The sequence below is a fragment of the Micromonospora halotolerans genome, from assembly GCF_032108445.1.
Lineage (GTDB): Bacteria > Actinomycetota > Actinomycetes > Mycobacteriales > Micromonosporaceae > Micromonospora > Micromonospora halotolerans.
The window spans coordinates 6160482-6179128 of sequence record NZ_CP134876.1; the positions used below are offsets into that span (position 1 = coordinate 6160482).

At 68.7% G+C, this 18647-nt stretch carries 14 protein-coding genes and 1 pseudogene; 10 read left to right on the plus strand and 5 right to left on the minus strand.

All coding sequences use genetic code 11. The features are described from left to right. The first annotated feature begins 253 nt into the window (after positions 1 to 253). The 8 genes and pseudogenes from RMN56_RS28985 to RMN56_RS29020 all read left to right on the plus strand — a co-directional run bounded on the left by RMN56_RS28985 (position 254) and on the right by RMN56_RS29020 (position 10986). Positions 254 to 1447 carry a PP2C family protein-serine/threonine phosphatase gene (locus RMN56_RS28985; RefSeq protein ID WP_313721007.1) on the plus strand — a complete coding sequence of 398 codons (1194 nt, stop codon included), beginning with the start codon at positions 254 to 256 and terminating at the stop codon, positions 1445 to 1447. Positions 1448 to 2184: 737 nt separating this feature from the next. Continuing rightward, on the plus strand, positions 2185 to 4161 hold the full coding sequence (locus RMN56_RS28990; protein ID WP_313721009.1) for a SpoIIE family protein phosphatase: 1977 nt from the start codon (positions 2185 to 2187) through the stop codon (positions 4159 to 4161). 1407 nt (positions 4162 to 5568) lie between these two features. Beyond that, positions 5569 to 5772, plus strand: coding sequence for a cold-shock protein (locus tag RMN56_RS28995; protein WP_107078210.1), 204 nt, complete (start codon positions 5569 to 5571; stop codon positions 5770 to 5772). A gap of 149 nt (positions 5773 to 5921) precedes the next feature. Further along, positions 5922 to 6606, plus strand: a pseudogene (locus RMN56_RS29000) (class I SAM-dependent methyltransferase). 278 nt (positions 6607 to 6884) lie between these two features. Next, complete coding sequence (locus tag RMN56_RS29005) at positions 6885 to 7055, plus strand: hypothetical protein (protein ID WP_313721015.1); 171 nt, start codon at positions 6885 to 6887, stop codon at positions 7053 to 7055. A gap of 944 nt (positions 7056 to 7999) precedes the next feature. Beyond that, positions 8000 to 9031 carry a glycoside hydrolase family 3 N-terminal domain-containing protein gene (locus tag RMN56_RS29010; RefSeq protein WP_313721016.1) on the plus strand — a complete coding sequence of 344 codons (1032 nt, stop codon included), beginning with the start codon at positions 8000 to 8002 and terminating at the stop codon, positions 9029 to 9031. Between the two features lie 314 nt (positions 9032 to 9345). Continuing rightward, positions 9346 to 10488 carry a peptidoglycan recognition protein family protein gene (locus RMN56_RS29015; protein ID WP_313721018.1) on the plus strand — a complete coding sequence of 381 codons (1143 nt, stop codon included), beginning with the start codon at positions 9346 to 9348 and terminating at the stop codon, positions 10486 to 10488. 339 nt (positions 10489 to 10827) lie between these two features. After that, positions 10828 to 10986 carry a hypothetical protein gene (locus RMN56_RS29020; RefSeq protein ID WP_313721020.1) on the plus strand — a complete coding sequence of 53 codons (159 nt, stop codon included), beginning with the start codon at positions 10828 to 10830 and terminating at the stop codon, positions 10984 to 10986. Positions 10987 to 11077: 91 nt separating this feature from the next. Here the strand turns inward: RMN56_RS29020 and RMN56_RS29025 are convergent, their stop codons facing one another. The 5 genes from RMN56_RS29025 to RMN56_RS29045 all read right to left on the minus strand — a co-directional run bounded on the left by RMN56_RS29025 (position 11078) and on the right by RMN56_RS29045 (position 16081). After that, positions 11078 to 11551, minus strand: coding sequence for a GNAT family N-acetyltransferase (locus RMN56_RS29025; RefSeq protein ID WP_313721022.1), 474 nt, complete (start codon positions 11549 to 11551; stop codon positions 11078 to 11080). A 256-nt stretch (positions 11552 to 11807) separates the two neighbouring features. Then, positions 11808 to 12449, minus strand: coding sequence for a hypothetical protein (locus RMN56_RS29030; RefSeq protein WP_313721023.1), 642 nt, complete (start codon positions 12447 to 12449; stop codon positions 11808 to 11810). A 540-nt stretch (positions 12450 to 12989) separates the two neighbouring features. Next, positions 12990 to 14753, minus strand: coding sequence for an ABC transporter permease (locus RMN56_RS29035; RefSeq protein WP_313721024.1), 1764 nt, complete (start codon positions 14751 to 14753; stop codon positions 12990 to 12992). Position 14754: 1 nt separating this feature from the next. After that, on the minus strand, positions 14755 to 15465 hold the full coding sequence (locus RMN56_RS29040; protein WP_313721025.1) for an ABC transporter ATP-binding protein: 711 nt from the start codon (positions 15463 to 15465) through the stop codon (positions 14755 to 14757). A 76-nt stretch (positions 15466 to 15541) separates the two neighbouring features. Then, positions 15542 to 16081, minus strand: coding sequence for a PadR family transcriptional regulator (locus RMN56_RS29045; protein ID WP_313721027.1), 540 nt, complete (start codon positions 16079 to 16081; stop codon positions 15542 to 15544). A 993-nt stretch (positions 16082 to 17074) separates the two neighbouring features. Between RMN56_RS29045 and RMN56_RS29050 the strand changes: the two genes are divergently transcribed. Beyond that, the gene (locus RMN56_RS29050; RefSeq protein WP_313721029.1) at positions 17075 to 17782 is read left to right on the plus strand and encodes a DUF4389 domain-containing protein; all 708 of its coding nucleotides are present in this window, start codon (positions 17075 to 17077) and stop codon (positions 17780 to 17782) included. A gap of 109 nt (positions 17783 to 17891) precedes the next feature. Further along, positions 17892 to 18638, plus strand: a complete 747-nt coding sequence (locus tag RMN56_RS29055) for an NAD(P)-dependent oxidoreductase (protein ID WP_313721030.1) — start codon at positions 17892 to 17894, stop codon at positions 18636 to 18638. Positions 18639 to 18647 lie beyond the last annotated feature (9 nt).

Sequence of the window (18647 nt, forward strand, 5' to 3'; positions counted from 1 at the left end):
CCGTAGCGGCCAGTCCCCGACCCGGATCATCCGGAGCGAGCGACACGTCGAATGGTAGGTAACCCGGTCGAACGGAGCGTGGCCGGTCTCGTGGTCGCGGCGTTCCTGCGGCCACCGCCCGGTCGCCGCAGGCGCGAGCGGGCGGTGGCGTGCGTCGGGCGCGCCGAAGCGCAGCGGTGCAGGGTTGGTGGCGTGCCCGCGTAACCTGAGCGGTCGGGCGGCCCTGGGTTGGGCAGCGGCGAAGGCGGTGGACGTGGGCAAGCGGGACGCACTGCAGTGTCTGCTGCGGCAGTCGCACCACGCCCAGCCTGAGGATCTGCCGGGGATGGCGCGGCGGGCCGCTCGGCAGCTCGGTGCCGATGACATGGCCCTCTACCTGGTAGATCACGAGCAGCGTGAGCTGCTTCCCCTGCCCGGTCCCGATGCACCGCACCGGGAACCGCTGACCATCGAGGGAACCCTGGCCGGCCGGGCGTTCAGCATGATGCGGCCCTTCGGCGGCCCTGTGGACGACGGGGCGCGGTTGTGGTTGCCGCTGCTCAACGGTCTGGAGCGCATGGGCGTCGCGGAGGTGGTCGCCGCGGCTGCCGTGCCCGACTCCTCGGTGGCCGCGTTCGAGGCGGTCGCCTCACTGCTCGCCGAGTTGGTGATCACGCGGTCGCACTACAGCGACAGGATCGAGCAGCTTCGCCGCCGGGCACCGATGCGCCTGGCCGCCGAGATGCTGCGGGCCCAACTTCCACCGCTCACCTTCTCCACCGGCAATATGATCATCAGTGGAATCCTGGAGCCCTGCTACGACGTGGGTGGCGACGCCTTCGACTACGCGGTCAACGGCGACATCGCCCACCTCGCTCTGTTCGACGCCGTCGGGCACGGTTCCGGTGGCGGGATGCGGGCCGTGATGCTCGCCAGCCTGGCCCTGGCCGCGTACCGCAACGCCCGCCGGGGCGGGTTCGACCTGGTCGAGACGTACCACCACATCGACAACGCGGTGCGTGACCACGACCGGCGCGGCCTCATCACCGGGGTGCTGGCCGAACTCAACCAGCGCAACGGTCGGCTGCGGGTCATCTCCGCCGGGCATCCGAGTGGGCTCGTGATCCGGCGAGGGAAGGTCGCGATGGTGCTGCCCACGCCCACCGCCCTGCCGGTCACCCTCGGCGACCGGCGCCCACCGGTGGTGGTCGAGGAAGCCCTTGAACCCGGCGACGACGTGCTGTTCTACACCGACGGCATCATCGAAGCCCGGTCCGCCGACGGGGAGCGGTTCGGCACCGAGCGGCTGGTCGACTTCACCGTCCGGGCCCTCGCCGACGGACTTCCGCTGCCCGAGACCGCCCGGCGTCTCGTCCACGCCATCCTCGCCTACCAGAACGACCGTCTTCAGGACGACGCCACCGTACTCATGGTCCGCTTCCTTCAGCCCGGAACAGACCGCGCCTGATCGCCCCAGCGTCGCGCGGGCAGATCGACACCGTGCTACTGGTCGACGACGCCTCGTCCACCGACGCGCTCTGGATCGGCCCCGACGACCCCACCCTCGTCCCCGCCGACCAACGGACAGATTTACATCAATGCCTGTCCGGCGCACCTGATGCGACGTTGTCCGCCACCTGCCGGGAAGCGCGGATGCGGCGCGGAAACCACCGACCCGACCCCCTGGACCATGGCGCGATACATCACGCAGATCGGGGTGCACGCCAGCGAGGGGTTCGGGCCGATACGACCGCCGCCGAACTCGGCGACGGCCTGTTCGCCACCGAGCCGAGGCCCAACCCTCCCGGCGGGTGTTGGTCGGTCGTCCCGCTCGGCTGCTCACGCGTGACCGGACGCGTCGATCGGCTCATGTGCAGCCCGTACCCGCTGGCTTCCCTACCACCACCGGTGTCACGGGATCCGGGGCCCTGTTCCAGGTGCGCGCCGCCGCCAGCGACGAGATCGTCCCGCTGCTTCTCGCCCACCCCGCACCGTGCGTCGCCTGCTTCCTCACCCTGACCGACTTCGAGCTTCTGCCAGTCACCTCTCAGGTGTGAACCGACATCCCGACTGACGGGCTCTTCAATCCGCCCGCGATCTGACGCCCCTCGGCGGCACGCGGGAGCAGGAGTTCGGGGGTTACGCCACGATGAGGATGGGCATAGGAAGTATTTCTGGATCCGAGAGATGTGAGGGGGGCCGTCAATGACAGACCCCCCGGCAAAGTGGACGTCCGGGAATCCGCAGGCAGCGTTGGAAGGCTTCGAGCAGCTGCCGGGGTTCATGTGGCTGTTCGAGGGGCCTGACCTGCGGGTGGTGGCGGCGAACCCCGCGGTGCGGGCGGCGGTGGGCGACCGCGCTGGGCTGCTGGGCAAGCCGTTCAGGCAGGCGGTGCCGGAGCTGGCGGGCCAACACATTTTCGAGTTGCTCGATCGAGCTCTGCGCGGGATCCGTTCACACGGCTACGAGCAGCGCGTACTGACCGACCGGGAGGGCGACGGGCAGCTGACGGAGGCGTTCTACACCTTCGACATCGCGCCTTGGCGCCACCCGGACGGATCGGTGCGTGGGGTGATCGTGCAGGCTGTCGACGCCACGCCCGTGGTGGCCGCCCGGCAGGCCGCCGAAGCCGCCGCTGCCACTGCGGAACGCCGCTACCGCCAGGCCGCCGGGCTGATCCTGGAGTTGCAGCGCAGCCTGCTGCCCGACATGCTGCCCGTGCTGCCTCGCGTGCAGGTAGCCGCTCACTACCTCGTCGCCGACAGCGAGCTCGCTGCCGGTGGGGACTGGTTCGATGCCGTCCCGCTTCCAGACGGCAGGCTCGCACTCACGGTGGGTGATGTCGTCGGGCACGGCGCCGCGGCGGCCGCAGCAATGGGACAGTTACGCACCGTCGCCCTGCATACACTGCGCGCGGGCGGGAGCCTGTCTCAGGTGTTGAGCGTGCTGGACGCTTTCGCGGCGCACACCGCCGCCACCCGGGCAGCCACCACCTGCCTGGCCGTGCTCGACCCCGCGACCGGTGCCCTCGAGTTCGCCAGCTACGGGCACCCGCCGCCCCTGCTGCTCGACACGAACGGCGAGAGCAGGTTCCTGCCCCTGACACCGACAGGACCACTCGGAACGAACTCTCGTCCCGCCTCGATTCACACCTGCCGACTCACCGGCGGCGAGGTGCTGTTGCTCTACACCGACGGACTGATTGAGCGACCTCGGCAGAGCGTCAGTGACAGCTACCGCGCGCTGGCCACGGTCGCGACGGCGGCCCGCCAAGAGTTGCTGGGCGAACCCACCACCGTTCCGCAACGGCTGCCCGATCGCATCTGCACCCTGGTCACGGAGCGACTGGCGCTGTTCGAAGGTGGCTACCAGGACGACGCCACGCTCCTGGCAGCCCATGTCCTGGCCGAACCCATCGCCGCGCTACACCTGACGCTGCCCGCCGACGTGACAGCGCTGCGCCTTCTCCGGCAGCATTTGCGCGGCTGGCTCGACGGGATCGGCGCCGACGACAGGGCCGCGTGTGACCTGCTCCACGCGGCAGGTGAGGCCGCCACCAACACCATCGAGCACGCCTACCCGCCCGGCGGGGAGGCATCCTTCACGGTGCACGCCGAACTCGACGGTCACGGCGCCGTCTCCGTGAGCTGCGTCGATCAAGGTAGGTGGCGCCCGCCCTCGCACGATCCGGGCAACCGCGGCCGTGGCCTGACGATGATCCGCGGCCTCATCGACGACGTCGAGGTCAGGCACTCCCACGACGGCACCACCGTGCGAATGCGGCACCGTATGGGCCACCCCGCCACCGTCACGACCACGAACGTTGCCCAGGCGACCGGTCCTCATAAACACTCCACGCCCACCGACCACTTCTCGACCGCCGTCGCCGACACACTCACCGGCCCCATGCTGAAAGTTGCCGGTCCGGTGGACCTCACCACCGGCCCACAACTGCGCACCGCGATCCTGCAGGCCAGCCGGGGCGGCAGCCTCCCGCTGGCCATCGACCTCACGGCCGTCACCCACCTGGGCAGCACCGGCGTCCACACCCTTCACCAGGCCGCCCAGACGATCAGCGACCTGACCGTCACCGCTCCGGTGTCAAGCCCCGCATACGGAGTGCTTCACCTGACCGGACTGCACCACCTCCTGTGTGAAGATGCGCCCTTTAGGAGGTCCTAACCTGGGCCCCGACAGGCCGGCGCACCCGCAGGTCGTACCGCTCCGTTAGGTAGTCCGCGACAGGCCCGGTGGTCGGGAATTCCTCGCCTCCTGTCGAGGCATTCCCCACCCGGGCAAGCGGCTGAAGATGCCGACCCGGGGCCGACGCCAACACCCCGTCCGGCCATGGCCACGCTCCCCCGACCTCACCGACGGCCTCTGCGGCGACCTGGCCCGCTGGGCGTCCAGCTGTACGGCAGGGACACCGCCGCGGCGCGGATCGGTGCCGATCCGGCCGATCCGTCGGCGCGTCTACCGCCCTGCGCACCCCGGCTGAGGAGCGGTCGCTGGCGCTGCACGACGACCTGGGTCGCTACATGCGCGACCACTACCGCCGGTTCGTGGCGGCGCTGCGGCACAGCGCTGAGCGGCAGGGGGTGACAGGGGTGCCGTGCAGTCCGCGGCAAGGCGGGCTCGTCGCCCCACTTCCCTGGCCAAGGGTCTGGCCGGTTGTCGTCAAGGCCGCCGATCGGGAGAAACACGCAGCCGGTCCAGTGGGTGCATCCGTGCCACTGCTGGCGCCCCGCGTAGGCGGCGAGATTCCGGCCGACCTTCGCGTACTGGCCGACTCGGGGAGGCGATCGCTGACCTGGCGGTGCCGCCGATGCCCGCGTGCTCCTCCAGACGAGTCACGGAAGGACGAGCAGGGCGAGCCTCAGATGGCCTAGCGAACGGCGAAGGGCGTGACCGTCCGCTGCCGGTCGGCGTCACCCTCGGCGTCGAACGGGGTGCGCAGCCGAGTCATCGCAGCCGAACTCACGTCGACAGCAGGCGCGTGGTCCAAAGGCGCATTTGCTTGCGGTGCATCCCGGAAGGGACTTGAGTCATGCGTGGTTACATCAGTCAACAGTTGCTCCAAGGTTTGCGCGTCAACGCGCGACTCACCCGCTCACACATGCAAGTCGGGGGCAGAAGATGAGCGGGGCGGATCAGGCCGCTCGCCGGGGCAGCGCCGGACCCATCTCGCTCGGCCCGCCCGCCCGATCCTATCCCAAAATGACCACGGTGTACGGCGTGGGTGACGCGTGCCGTAGCGCCGAACGACTGTCGTGGAAACGACGTCCGTTGCCACAGGACCGGCTGCCACATAGGAGGCTCTACGGCGCGCCCCGCCCGGCGCGGGGTGGCGGCATTCTTTTGCGGCACCGGGTGTGGTAGCCGGCGTGGTCAGTGCTGACAGCCAGGACACCGCGGGCGGCGCGCTGTGCTAGCGTGAGTGGATTGCAAGCTTTGGTTTGTCGCATACTTTGCCAGCGCCTGGTGGGTATCCAACCCGCGGGGCGCTTTTTGTTTTGCCGGCTCTTCCGGACGAGCGGCGGCGACAACCGGGGTCGAAAGTGACTATTTTAGTTACTCAGAGGAGAAGACATGGCATTCGGCACAGTCAAGTGGTTCAACGCGGACAAGGGTTTCGGCTTCATCACGCAGGATGACGGCGGCGCTGACGTCTTCGCCCACTTCTCCGCGATCTCGTCGAGCGGGTTCCGCAGCTTGGACGAGAATCAGCGGGTCGAGTTCGACGTCGAGCAGGGCCAGAAAGGGCTTCAGGCCGCTAACATCCGTCTGGTCTGACGTTGACTCCGCGGAGCCGTGGCGGCGAGGCCTCGCCCGTCGCCACGGCGGCGGCTGAGACCACGGACCGGCGAATAATCGTTCGTTCCGACGCCGCGGTGCCCAGCCTCGAACCGTTGGTGTTGTACGCGCTGTCCGCTCCCGAGCGCGTGACCGGGACAGCCAGCATCGATCGGCTCCGGCTGGCGCCGGTGCCGCTGGTGCCGGAGGTGCGACTGGTCATGGCCGAGGACGCGATCGTCCTCTGGGCCCGGCTCGAAGCCGAGGCGGGGCACGTCCTCCCGCCGCCGTTCTGGGCGTCGGCCTGGACCGGCGGACAGGCTCTCGCGCGTTACATCCTGGATCACCCGGACATGGTGGCCGGCCGCCATGTCCTCGACGTTCGCCTCCGGCTCCGGACTGGTCGCCATCGCCGCGGCGATGGCGGGCGCCGCCAGGGTCACCGCCAACGACATCGACCCGTACTCGATCGCGGCAATCAGTGCCAATGCCCAGGCCAACGGCGTCGACCTGACCCTGTCGTCGAGCGACCTGCTGGACGGCGACGGTGACGGCGCGGATGTGGTGTTGACCGGTGACGCGCTCTACCACCCGTCGGTGGCGGTCCGGATGCTGCCGTTCCTCGCCCGTGTCGCGGCGAAGGGCGGTCGGATCCTCGTCGGCGATCCGGACCGGGGTCACGTGCCCCATGACTGGCTGGAGCGGGTGGCGACCTACAAGGTGCCGGTGAGCAGCGCTCCCGAAGACGCGCAAATTCACCTGACGAGCGTGCTCAAGCCACGACGCCGATCAGGTCGGCGGCCGGCGGGCCCCGGCCACCCAACTGCGGCGTGATACGCCGGGACAATCTCCTGGCGGCGGTGTGCAAAAAGGTGCACGGACTGGCCCGCGGGCATGTTGTGGCTGGACCCCTAAGACCGATCGTGACGATCGGGTTTCGCGCGGCCGGCCCTCTGCAGCAGACGAAATAGACGCACCGTACTGACCGTGCAGCATGTCTTCAGCCGCTGCCGCTCAGCAGGGCGTCCGGCCGATGACTCGCCTCCGGGCGGCCGCTTGACGAGCCCGACAGCATCCAGATCCATTGTGCGCGAAGAAAGCCGATACTGACGATGAAGATCGATAAGGGTAAGGCCGTTGAGGCCCTGCGCCACCGCGGCCAACACAGCCGGGCCGACTGGGTCGACCGAGAGTTGCCGGCCCGCATCGACACCGCCCAGCACTCAGGCGTACTCGCGACGCTCAATCTCAATCCGGCCGATTTCGCCGACCCGCCCTCGTGATGCACGATGACCTCGAGCCGGTCGGCGTCTGGACTGCTGAAGCGGCTGCCGAGCCGAGTGATCCGAGAGCGCGGCACTCGGCGGGACCATCGGTCAAGAGGTGCTTTAGGGCATCTACGGCCATGATGACCTGGTGCAGCGGACCCATGCCATCGCCGCACGCCCCGTGACGATGCTGGCCGCACCTACGTGCCCCGCGGCGGCGGCCCTTATCCGGTCGCCGTCCCTGCACGAGGTGTAGCAGCTGCCTCAGCCGTTGGGGCTCGCACGCGCAGCGAACCAGCCCAAGGGCTTTCAGGAGGCCAACTCGGCTGCGGCACGGGTGATCGCAGCGCCAAGGCCCAACATCTCCGCTTAAGCCGGACCGCGACAAGTCAGGCGGGGAGCGCGGCGAGCTCGCTGACCGGGAGTCCCGGTGATTTGGGCAGGGAGCATTGGACAAAGGCATGGCCGAATGGCCGCGTAGGGCGACGACGTAGGCGACTGGTCACCGAGGAATTTCCCGCCCATACTGCTGATAGAGCCGCCGGGGTCCGGTGACAAGAGGCACCCATGCCGGCAGGCGTAGCGCTGGCGATTGCCGCCGGAGCTGATGCACCGTTCATCGTCGCCGGCGGATGAGATCGGAACACCGCAGACCGGTCACCGTCGACCGATCGCCGGGTCCCGTCAGGCGCACCGGGATCGGTGCGGGCTAGGCGGAGGTGGTCATGTATCCAACAGCAAAAGTTCGCAACGTTATGGCGGCCGGTGCGCTCGGCCTCGCCATGGTCGCCTGCCAGTCCTCGCACGTCCCCACGCCCGGGCCGTCCGCCCCTGATGCGGCACGCTCAATCTGGTCCGCGCCCGGTGGGTTGGGTGGCGGACGGGTGGCATCGCCGTCCACGTCGACCGCGCCGCCGCCCACGAGGGCCCCGGGCACGTCACCCGCGCCGCTACCGTCCGTGCCGGCGCCGACCAGGTCGGCCGGCCTGACCAGGCGGCAGTTGGCCGGGCAGCGGATCATCTACTCCTATCCCGGGTTGGCACCACCGGCGAGCCTGTTGAGGGTCATCCGCGCCGGTGAGGCAGCCGGGGTGATCTTCTTCGGGGAGAACATCGCCAGCACCGCCCAGATCAGCTCGGTGATCGCCGAGTTGCGACGGGCCCAGGCACAAAGCCGGGTCCAGGTGCCGCTGCTGCTGATGGTCGACCAGGAGGGGGGCCTGATCCAGCGGCTGCCGGGGGCGCCAGCGCTGTCGGAGAAGCGGATCGGCCAGTCCGCCGACTCGGTGGCCGCGGCGGCCGCGGCAGGCACCGCAGCCGGCCGCACCCTCGCCGCAGTCGGCATGAACGTCAACCTCGCCCCGGTTCTCGACGTCTACTCCACTGCGGGCAACTTCATCGACCAGTACCAGCGCTCCTACAGCGCGAACCCCGGCACGGTCGCGCCTCTGGGACGGGCGTTCATCACCGCCCAGCAGCGCACCGGCGTAGCCGCCACCGCCAAGCACTTCCCCGGGCTGGGACGGGCGGCAACGGACCAGAACACCGACACTCGGCCGGTCACCCTGTCCCAGTCGCTGGCCACGTTGCGCGGCACCGACGAGTTCCCGTACTCAGCCGCCGTCGCCATCGGCGTCGACCTCGTCATGCTGTCCTGGGCCATCTACCCGGCCCTGGACCCGAACCGCCCGGCCGGCCTGTCGCCGACCGTGGTCAGGCAGGAACTGCGTGGCCGCATCGGGTTCACCGGAGTGACCATCACCGACGCCCTGGAAGCCGGCGCGCTGGCTCACTACGGCAGCACCGGCCAGCGGGCGGTCGCCGCCGCGGCCGCCGGCATGGACCTCATTCTGTGCTCCGCCCGTGACGTCAGCCAGGGCGAAGCCGCCACCGCCGCCCTGCTCACCGCCCAGACCGCGGGCCAGCTCGACGCCGCTGGCTTCATCGCCGCGACGGATCGGATCGCCGACCTGCGAGCCCGTCTCCACTGACCGTCCGCGAGGTTCCCTCGGGATGTGAACACCGGGTTGTGCCGCGCACATCTGAGGCCGGACGCGTCTACCCGCAGCGGGAGAAGCACGTTCATCCTGTTGAAAATTGCCAAGCGTTGCGGTGGAATAGTCGAAAGGTTTCACCACCGATCCTCGCGGATGAAGGTGGCGCCGACGGCCAGCGAGACGGGCCCGTTCGGCGACGCACACGGACCCGACGGCCGAGCCGGGCAAGCGATACACGTACGTGACTGACATGCATCAATACCGTCAGCCGATCCACAACGGTTCCACACTCCTCAAGGAGGCAGCGCATGTCAGCTCATCGGCACGAGGTCGGTCGTCGCACCCTGTTCAAGGCAGGTCTGGGTACCGGGATCGCGGCGATCGTCGGCACTGAACTGTTCGCGGTAGCACCAGCGGGTGCCGCACCCAGCGACATGTTCCCCTGGATCATCGACTGCGACACCTGGGGTGCGCGCCCGCCAAAGGGAGCGATCCAGATCACCGGCAACGTCACCAACAAGATCATCCTGCACCACATGGCGTTCCCGAACGTCACGGACTACTCGCGCGACCACGCGATGCAACTGGCGCGGGACTGTCAGAACCTGCACATGGACGTCAACGGCTGGGTGGACACCGGACAGCACTTCACGGTCAGCCGTGGCGGCTACGTGCTGGAGGGCCGCCACCGCAGCCTGCAGACGCTCGACACGGGCGGGCACCAGGTCAGCGCCGCACACTGCCCGGGCGAGAACGGGAACGCGATCGGGATCGAGAACGAGGGCACGTACATCACCGAGACGCCGCCGGACGCACTGCTCGACGCGCTGGTGGGGTTGTGCACCGCGGTGTGCCAGCAGTTCCGGCTGCAGCCATGGGACATCTTCGGCCACTGGGACTTCTACACCACCCAGTGCCCGGGCATCGCCTTCTACCGGTTGTTCCCGATGGTGCGCTCGCGTGTCGCGGCAGCACTAGGAACCCAACAATCGGACATCCCCGCACGCCGGTGGCCCGACATCTGGCGCTTCGTCGACGGCCCGGTTGTGCAGGTCGCGCAGTACCTGCTCGCGGATCTCGGGTACCCGCTGACCCCGAACGGCGACTTCGGCTACGACATGAACGCCGCCGTAGCCGACTTCCAAGCCAGCCACGGGATTCGAGTCGACCCGGACGCGACCTTCGACACGGCCACCTGGGAAGCGCTTGTGCCGACACTCGACAAAGACGCCAACGGTCTACCCGTCAACGCGCTGCAGTACCTGCTCGGCCGCAAGGGGTACGACGACGTCACGATGAGCGGCGAATTCGACCACAGCACCATGAAGGCGGTCCAGGACATGCAGCGCCTCCACGGCCTCGTACCCAACGGGAAGGTCGACGTCGACACGTGGTGCGCGATTGTGGGTGGGGCAGTCCGTTCGGCCTTCCAGCAACCGCACGCCGCGTAGGCACCGATCCGGTCGCAGATGCGTGCCTCGTTGAGTCGGGCTCCAGGGACGCCGACACCACGTCACCGGGCCATGGGAGATCCCGCCTCAACGGGCATGGCCGTGCCGGTGACATCCCGGACGGCCTGCACCGTTTGAGGATCGCATGCTTGCCGTGGGGCCATCCTGGACCTCACCGACCGTGGCCGCACCCAGCGCTGGGGACGTCACGCATCGAGTCACCGCCGGGATCGCTCGTCGCGCAGCACCTGCCGATCACCGCCCACGCCCGTCCGCTAGCCGCTGGCCGCTGGCGACAGCTCTGCCTCCCCGCCGCACGCCACCAGGCCGGACCGGCGGGTGCAGGAGGTCCGCGAGTACGCGACGGTGACGCCGGCGTTGCTGGCGTTGGCGGACTGGCTGCGGGTTGAACGGGTTGAGCTGGTCCGCCGGGCGCTGCCGCCTGCCCACTCGCTCACCGATTCACGAGTCTGGAAGAGCGCGCTCAATCGGCCGTGATGCCGGAGATGCCTGCTCCCGACGGCCGGCTTGCTGGCCCCTCGTGCCCGCTACCCCCGGTTACTGGCCCGCGAAAGGCCCGGTCGACGGTTCAGCCACCCGAGCCGGAGGGCGAACGGAAGTCAATTTCGAACGTGGGGTACTCGGGCTGAGGACACGGGTCGCCCTTGTACCCGAGGCGTTCGTAGAAGGGCACGGCGCGGTCTTGGTGAGCCTGCCACTCCAGATACCGCACCCGCTGCCTCGCCCACTGCGATACCGCCGTCATCAGGGCGCGCCCCACCCCGCCCAAGCGAAGGTCGGGACGCACGTAGAGATCGTGCAGTCGGGCAATCCGGTGATCGTCGCCTGATCGAAGGTGCGGACCGTAATCCTGGACGGCCGCATATCCCGCCAGTTCCCCGTCTGCATGCGCGCCCAGCATGACCCATCGGGGGTCCGCGACCAGTTGGAGGTACCGCTCGCGTTGGGCGTCGGGGTGATCACCGTTCACGCCCATGTCCCTCAACATCGGCCGTAGTCCGGGCCAGTCCTCGGACACCGGGGAGCGAACCATGATCGGCATGTGGGCCATAGTTTCGTCGCTGGCGCCTGGGATGCAAGCTGTCTGACGGGACGCACCGCGTTGTGGGTCGCATCTCCTCGTCGGGCAGTCTCCGGCCGTCCAGCCTCCCCGGACGGGGACAAGGTGGAGCGCCCTACCGGACGAGTCACGCCGTGGGGCTTGGGGCTAGTTGTTTGCTCCTCGTCGTCGCTTCCGCCACGCGCATTATTGATGTTCGCATGTCTTGCCTGGTCAATCGATGGCCATCTGGTTAGCTTCAGGCATTGATGTGGGCGGTGTTGTCAGCACGCCGCCTGGTACGCCGGCGCTCTTCCGCGACCATCTGCAGTCCGATAGGAAGACCAGCGCTGGCTAGGCCCACCCCGACGCCGGAGAGGAACAGGAGTCGCTGGCCATTGGCCTCCTCGTCGAGGTCCACATAGCTCGCGTCGACCCGTAGCGACCCGGCCGTCTTGGACCACAGGAGTTGGCCCGGCTCTGAGGCTGCTGGATTTGCATAGTCGAGCCGCTTGTTGCGGGCCATGTCGCTCAGGCTGATCGTCTCTGTCTCGGTCTTGTCCGCGGATGCGCGGCAGTCGGGCGCGATCTTGTTGATCCATGCCTCCGGATCAATCACGGTTGCTGGCGAGCCAAGCGGCACGCACTTACCCGGAGTCATCACCGATGGCGTGTAGATCGACGTTCTCGCGTTGGCCGTCACGGCGACCGGCCGGGAGACCCGCCCGGTGACACCGGCAAAGAGCCTCCGTCCCTGCATCGGCTCGACTTTGGCGACGAACAGCTGCACCGGGGCATAGACGGGCCAAGACCCGACGAGCGCATCCGGTCCGCGGTATGTGGTTTCGATCTCTACGGGTGCTTTGGCGAAGTGACCTGACACGTCCGGGGTAGTGCTCATGTGTGCGCCGTATGCCAATTCCAGAACGACGAGATAGGGCTGCGATCTGGTCGACTCCGCCTCAAGTGAGATGTGTTGCAGCGAACCTGATACTCGTGGGCCTGACGGCTTCGCCGTGCCACGTTCATCTCTGTACTCGACGGTGGTCGAAACGGCGACATCCGGAGGGGCGTACGCCCGGATCGAGGATTGCCCCCAGTCGAGAGATACTTGCGGCGTGCCAGGGACGCCCTCCTGGTACCAGTGCCAGGACAGCCAGCCCAGTAGGAGTGCCGCGCAGCAGATCGCTACTCCCCCCACCAACCTCCCGGACCAGGCATCGGCGATAGGGCGAGATGGCGCGGACCTGGCAGGATCCGCGACGGGTGCTCCGGAGCTACTCACGGTGAGACATGGTATCGATCCGCATCAAGGGATCTCGGTGGAGTCCTGCCATACACACTCACGGATGCCACGCCTTATCTGCGGCTACTTATCCGCGCGTAATCTTCGGTGGTTCCGCTCGGTTCCCCGTGAGCGGCTGCATGCCGTTGGCGGCGGTCAGGTCGGTGCGGTCTGGAGGGTGTCCGCGACCGGGTGGCGTGCGGCGGCCAGCGCGGGGATGGCGGTGAGCGCGGCGATGGCGAGCAGGATTCCGAGTGCGGTGGCGAGCAGCCAGGAACCGGGTGGGTACGGGACCTCGTCGGTGCTGAGGGCCGCGACAAGCCCGATGCCGGTCAGGATCCCCATGGCGACGCCGGGTATGGCGGGAAGCAGTTGCGCTGCCGCCAGGCCCACGCCGGCCTGCGCGGGTGTGGCACCGAGCGTCCGCGCGACGGCCAGCGGCTGCCGGGCGTCGAGTACCGCGGTCCAGGTGCTCACGACGGCGTTGATGAGCGCAAGGATGCACAGCACGACGGTGAGCAGGAGCATGGCCTGCTCGCCGCGTTCCCACCGGGGATTGGCGAGTTGCGTGTAGCCGAGGTCGAAGTGCACTACTTGGGTGTTTTCCATGAGTATGGCGACGAGCGTGGTCGTGGTGATCAGGGTGTTCACCATGACGAGTCGGGCGCGGCGCGGCCGGCGCGCGTTGATGCGCACTCCGATCAGCAGGGCGGTGGGCAGCCGGCGCGACAGCCAGATGCGCCACTGCCGGCGCCGCGGCGGCGTTGCGGCGTCGGCCAGTGCGTGAACGGTGCTGGTGGTGGCGGCGCGCAGCACCGGTATCAGAGTCGCCGCCACAGCGATCGTGAGGGCGAGGGCCGTGACGGCGATCGCTATGCGCAGCGCGGGGGGCTGGGCGTTGACGGAGCCGATGAGTCCGGCGCTGGGGCGGATCAGCACGGGTGCGGCGAACCAGCCGGCGGCCAGGCCCGTGGCGGCGGCGGCGAGCCCGATGACGAGGTATTCGGCGAGGTGGACGGCGGCGATCATGGCTGGTCCGGCGCCGACGGCCTTGAGCAGCCCCACCCGGCGGCGCTGGCCGATGATCCGGCCCGCGACGATGCCGGCGACTCCGGCCAGCGCAAGGCCGGTGAGCAGCCAGCTGCCGACGAGCAGCACCGTCCGCGCATCGCTGTATAGCCGACCGTTGAGGTGGCCGATCTCCTGCCAGGTGGTGAGTTGGTCGCCGACGGTGTACGTGGTGCTGGCCGCCGGGTCGGCGAGTTTGAGGTTCAGGGTGTAGGACAGCGGCTGTTCGCCGGCGAGCGTGGCGATGTCGCTGTGGTCGACCCAGACCAGGCCGCCACGCTCGACCAAGATGCTGCCCGGGTAGTGCCACCCGGCGTACGGATACGTCGCTCTCGCGGCGGTGACCGCGGTCCCGGTCACATGCAGCGGATGGCCGTCGATGTTGACCGTGTCGCCGGTGCGGATGCCGAGGGCGTCGGCGAAGAAGCGCTCGACGACCACGCCGCCGGGGCGTACCCAGGTGCCGTCGGTCACGGCGGGCCGGTCGACCGATACGGGTGCCGTGTCCCGGCCCTCGACGACGGCGTGCGCGGACTTGCCGCGGGCCGTCATCGTCAGGTAGGCGATCGGGAACGGACCGCTGTGATCGCTGACGCCGGCCGCGGCGGTCAGCGATGCGAGCTCGTCCAACGCGGCCTGGCCGGTGGCCCGGGGTGTCACGATCACGTCCGGGCCGGCGGTGGCGGTCCGGGTCTGCTGGTACGGCCGGTCGGCGATTTCGTTGAGGGTGAGGCCGAGGGTCAGCGTCGCGGTGGCGGCGGTGATGGCGAGCAGGAGCAGTACGGTCTCGATGCGCCGCCGGCGCAGGTCCCGCACCATCAGCCGGCAGACGAGCAAAAGACGTCCGGCCATGTCAGCGCCACCCGCCGTAGACCCTGCCCGTGCCGACGGTGGTACCGGTGGTGCCGGCGAGCAGGCTGTCGTCGGCGAACGACCCGTCCCGCATGGAGATCACCCGGTCGGCGACCGCGGCGATGCGCGCGTCGTGGGTGACCACCACCAGCGTCTGCCCCGCCGTACGCAGCTCCTCGAACAACCGCAGCACCTCCAGGGTGGCGGCGCTGTCCAGGTTCCCGGTGGGCTCGTCGGCAAGCACGGCCAGCGGCTCGTTGCTCAACGCGCGGGCGATCGCGACCCGCTGGCGCTGGCCGCCGGACAATGCCGACGGCAGGTGCTTGGCGCGGTCGGCGAGCCCCACCCGGTCCAGCAGAGTCATGGCGCGCTGCCGGGCCCGGCGCGGCGACTGTCCGGCCAGCAACGCGGCCAGCTCGACGTTCTCCACTGCGGTCAACTCGTCCATGAGGTGGAACGACTGGAAGACGAAGCCGATGTGATGCCGCCGCAGCCGGGCCAGACCGCGCTCGCTCGTCCCGTCGATCCGGTGCTCGGCCAGCCAGATCTCGCCGTCGGTGGGGCGTTGCAGGCCGCCCAGCAGGTGCAACAGGGTCGACTTGCCGCAGCCGCTGGGACCCATGATCGCGACCGTCTGCAGGGCGGGCACCTCCAGGTCGACCTCGTCGACCGCGCGGACCAGGGCGCTTCCCCGGCCGTACCACCTGGTCACCCCGCGCGCTCGTAGCAGCGCCGACCCGGTCATGCGGCACCACCAGGCATGCCCTCGTTTCCCTCGCCCCGCTCGGTCATCCATTTCCCTTCTGTTCAGTCCGGTCGCGTTCGGTCCACATGCGCTCGCACGCTTCCAACCACTCCAGGTCGGCCCGCAGTCGCAGCACGACACCCTCCAGCAGCAACCCGGCAACCGGGTCCACCGACCGGTCCAGTGCGGCCCGCTGGGCGTCACGCAGCCGGCGCAACACCTCCCGCCGCTGGGCGTCGACCAGCGCCACGGGATCGGCCAACCGCGCCGTCGCGGCGGCCACCAGCTTGAGATGGAACTCGCTGAGGTCCGGCTTCGGCCAACTCACCTCGGCCAGCCACGCGGCGACTCGCTGCTGCCCCGCCGAAGTCAACGCGTACACCCGCCGGTCCGGCCGGTCCGGCAGCCCCTCGGCCCGCTCCGAGGTCACCAGCCCGGCCTTCGCAAGCCGGGCCAACGTCACGTAGATCTGCCCGGCGTTCATCGTCTCGCCGAGCGGGCCGAGCGCGCCACGCATCCGGCTACGCAGCTCGTACCCGTGCGCCGGCTCCTTCGCCAGCATGGCCAGCACCACGTCCTGCACCCAGCACACCTCCGTCGACCGACAATAGATAACCGCTAGCTATAGCGCTGTCAAATCTGAAGGGGCCGGGCGCAGCCGGACAGAGCCGGCCGCCTACCTCGACGGTGTTCTGCGCGGATGCGCTGGAGGCGGCACGGATCACAGCCCTCACTGTTCAACGACGCCACGTGCACGCTCATCCGCACGAGCGCGCACCCCGCCCACCGATCAGTCTGCCGAAGCGACGTAGGGAGCGTGGTGATCGCCGACGCACTGCAGTGCACGACCGACAGGCAGAAGAGGATGTCTGCATCGATTAGTAAGCCACCGGTCGAGCACGGCTGGTGCCGCTTCCCAAGCGGTGCCCATCTTCTTGGCAGCGCCGGCGTGAGCGGGCCTCGGCAAACATGGTCGGCGATCCACGACATCTGACCGTCAGGTGCTTCGGGAAGGGATGGGTCCGCAACCATCAGCTGCTACGCCCACGGCCGGACGCTGTGGTCCGGGGCGATCCGACCGGTGCGGGTGCCCCGACCAGCCCGTCATGAACCCCGACGGCCCGATGTGTGACTTTCCTCGTCGGCTTCGATATCGCGCCTCGCGACCAGCCGCGCCGTCGCCCGCTGAACCCGACCGCCACTATCGCCATATCGTTATCGGCATGGATGCGAGGTTGCGCGTGGAGATAGTTGACCGTCAGGGCGCAGAACCGCAGATAGCGCGTACAGTCAACTTTGGATCGGTTCGTCAGTGTCTTTGACTGCCGGCGCCCACCGGGCGCGCTGCCCCAGACCTCGGCAGCGAGAACGCGGCACCGCCGCGTTGAGGGCCGAGCGATGCAGAGGATCCCGACCGGCACGTCGCCATCGGCGATGACCGTTGCAGCGTGTCGCGGGACATGATGCCTGCCACTCGGACCTCCGGACGGGCCCGCGCAACCACCGCTTGATCCCGTCCGGCGCCTCCGCGCCTGCGGACCGGCGGAACAGCCGATCCGTCGGAGGTATGACACTCATGACCGTAACATCCGTCTATCCGGTGCGTGTGGATGCGCACCTGGACCCGCACCTGTCACGCTGGCTATGGCTGGTGAAATGGATCCTGGCCATTCCGCACTGCATCGTGCTGATCCCCCTGTGGATCGCGTTCTGCGTGGTGTCCGTGATCGCGTTCTTCGCGATCCTGTTTACCGGCCGGTACCCCCGCCCGCTCTTCGAATTCAACGTCGGTGTGATGCGCTGGACCTGGCGGGTCAACTACTACGCCTACAGCGCGCTCGGCACCGACCAGTACCCGCCATTCAGGCTGGCCGAAGTCCCCGACTACCCGGCGCACCTGCACGTGCCCTACCCGGAGCACCTATCCCGTGGACTGGTCCTGGTGAAGTGGTGGCTGCTCGCCCTGCCGCACCTGCTAATCGTCGGCATCCTCGCCGGCGGCGGAACCTGGCTCACCCTGAACTCCGACACCCAGAACTACAGCTGGACCGGCGGCGGCCTGATCGGTCTCCTGGTGCTCATCGCCGCGATCATCCTCGCCGTCACCGGCCGCTACCCCAACGGCCTCTACGACCTCATCCTCGGCCTGAACCGGTGGGTGCTCAGAGTCGCCGCCTACACCTCGCTGATGACCGACACCTATCCGCCGTTCCGGCTGGACTCCGGCGGCAGAGACCCCGCCACCACCGTCATCGCAACCACCGCTGAGGCCAACGGAGCGTGACGAGCCGGCCTCGACCGGTGCAAGGAACTGAGCACGACATCCATTCGACCCCGGCCCGGTTGGCGCTCCTGAGTCATCTGTCCGAAACCCAGACGCGAGAAGAGAAGTCATGGAAACAGCACAAGACCGAAATGACGCAAGTCGCCCTGCCAAGCTGAAGGTCTGCATCGTCGGGGCCTCCGGAAAACTCGGGCGATACATGGTGCGCCACGCGCTGGACCGCGGCTACGAGGTCGTCGGCGTGTGCCGGGAAGGCAGCGTGGGCAAGCTCGACGCGTTCAAGGGACGTATCACCGTCATTCCGGGAGCGACAGACGACCGTGACGCCATCAGACGCGCGGTCGACGGGTGCGACGGCGTGTTGACCGTGTTGGTTCCGCGAGGGGTCAACCACTACTCGGCGGGGACGGCCCAGGCGGTGCTCGACCACGCCCAGCCGGGGGCACGTCTGGTGTTCTCGTGCGGGTGGCACATCACGCGCGACGGCCAGGACGTGTACTCCTGGAAGCTCAAAGCGCTCGTGAAGATTGCGGGTCCACTGGCGAAACTCGCTCGTTTCGCTGACCTCGACGACCAGGTGGAAGCGTGCCGGCGGATTTTCGCCAGCGACACCCGGTGGACCGTTGTGCGGGGCAGCGACCTGGAGGAGGGCGACAGTCAGGGCCTACCAGTGTGGAGCAGACACGCGGGTGACCCCATTCTCAAGAGCAACATCACCCGCCGAGTGGACTTTGCCCTGTTCATGGTCGAAGCCCTCACCGACGACGAGCTCGTCCATCAGGCACCGGCAATCGTCGGCCGCCAAACACCCTCGGCACTCGCCCACGCCGTCGCAGCTCGGGGCGGGTCGACCTGAGCCCAGCAA

Coding starts and splice junctions, on each gene's coding strand:
- RMN56_RS28990 (WP_313721009.1), top strand. CDS start 2,185: ATGACAGACCCCCCGGCAAAGTGGACGTCCGGGAATCCGCAGGCAGCG.
- RMN56_RS28995 (WP_107078210.1), top strand. CDS start 5,569: ATGGCATTCGGCACAGTCAAGTGGTTCAACGCGGACAAGGGTTTCGGC.
- RMN56_RS29005 (WP_313721015.1), top strand. CDS start 6,885: ATGAAGATCGATAAGGGTAAGGCCGTTGAGGCCCTGCGCCACCGCGGC.
- RMN56_RS29015 (WP_313721018.1), top strand. CDS start 9,346: ATGTCAGCTCATCGGCACGAGGTCGGTCGTCGCACCCTGTTCAAGGCA.
- RMN56_RS29025 (WP_313721022.1), bottom strand. CDS start 11,551: ATGCCGATCATGGTTCGCTCCCCGGTGTCCGAGGACTGGCCCGGACTA.
- RMN56_RS29030 (WP_313721023.1), bottom strand. CDS start 12,449: ATGAGCACTACCCCGGACGTGTCAGGTCACTTCGCCAAAGCACCCGTA.
- RMN56_RS29035 (WP_313721024.1), bottom strand. CDS start 14,753: ATGGCCGGACGTCTTTTGCTCGTCTGCCGGCTGATGGTGCGGGACCTG.
- RMN56_RS29050 (WP_313721029.1), top strand. CDS start 17,075: ATGACCGTAACATCCGTCTATCCGGTGCGTGTGGATGCGCACCTGGAC.
- RMN56_RS29055 (WP_313721030.1), top strand. CDS start 17,892: ATGGAAACAGCACAAGACCGAAATGACGCAAGTCGCCCTGCCAAGCTG.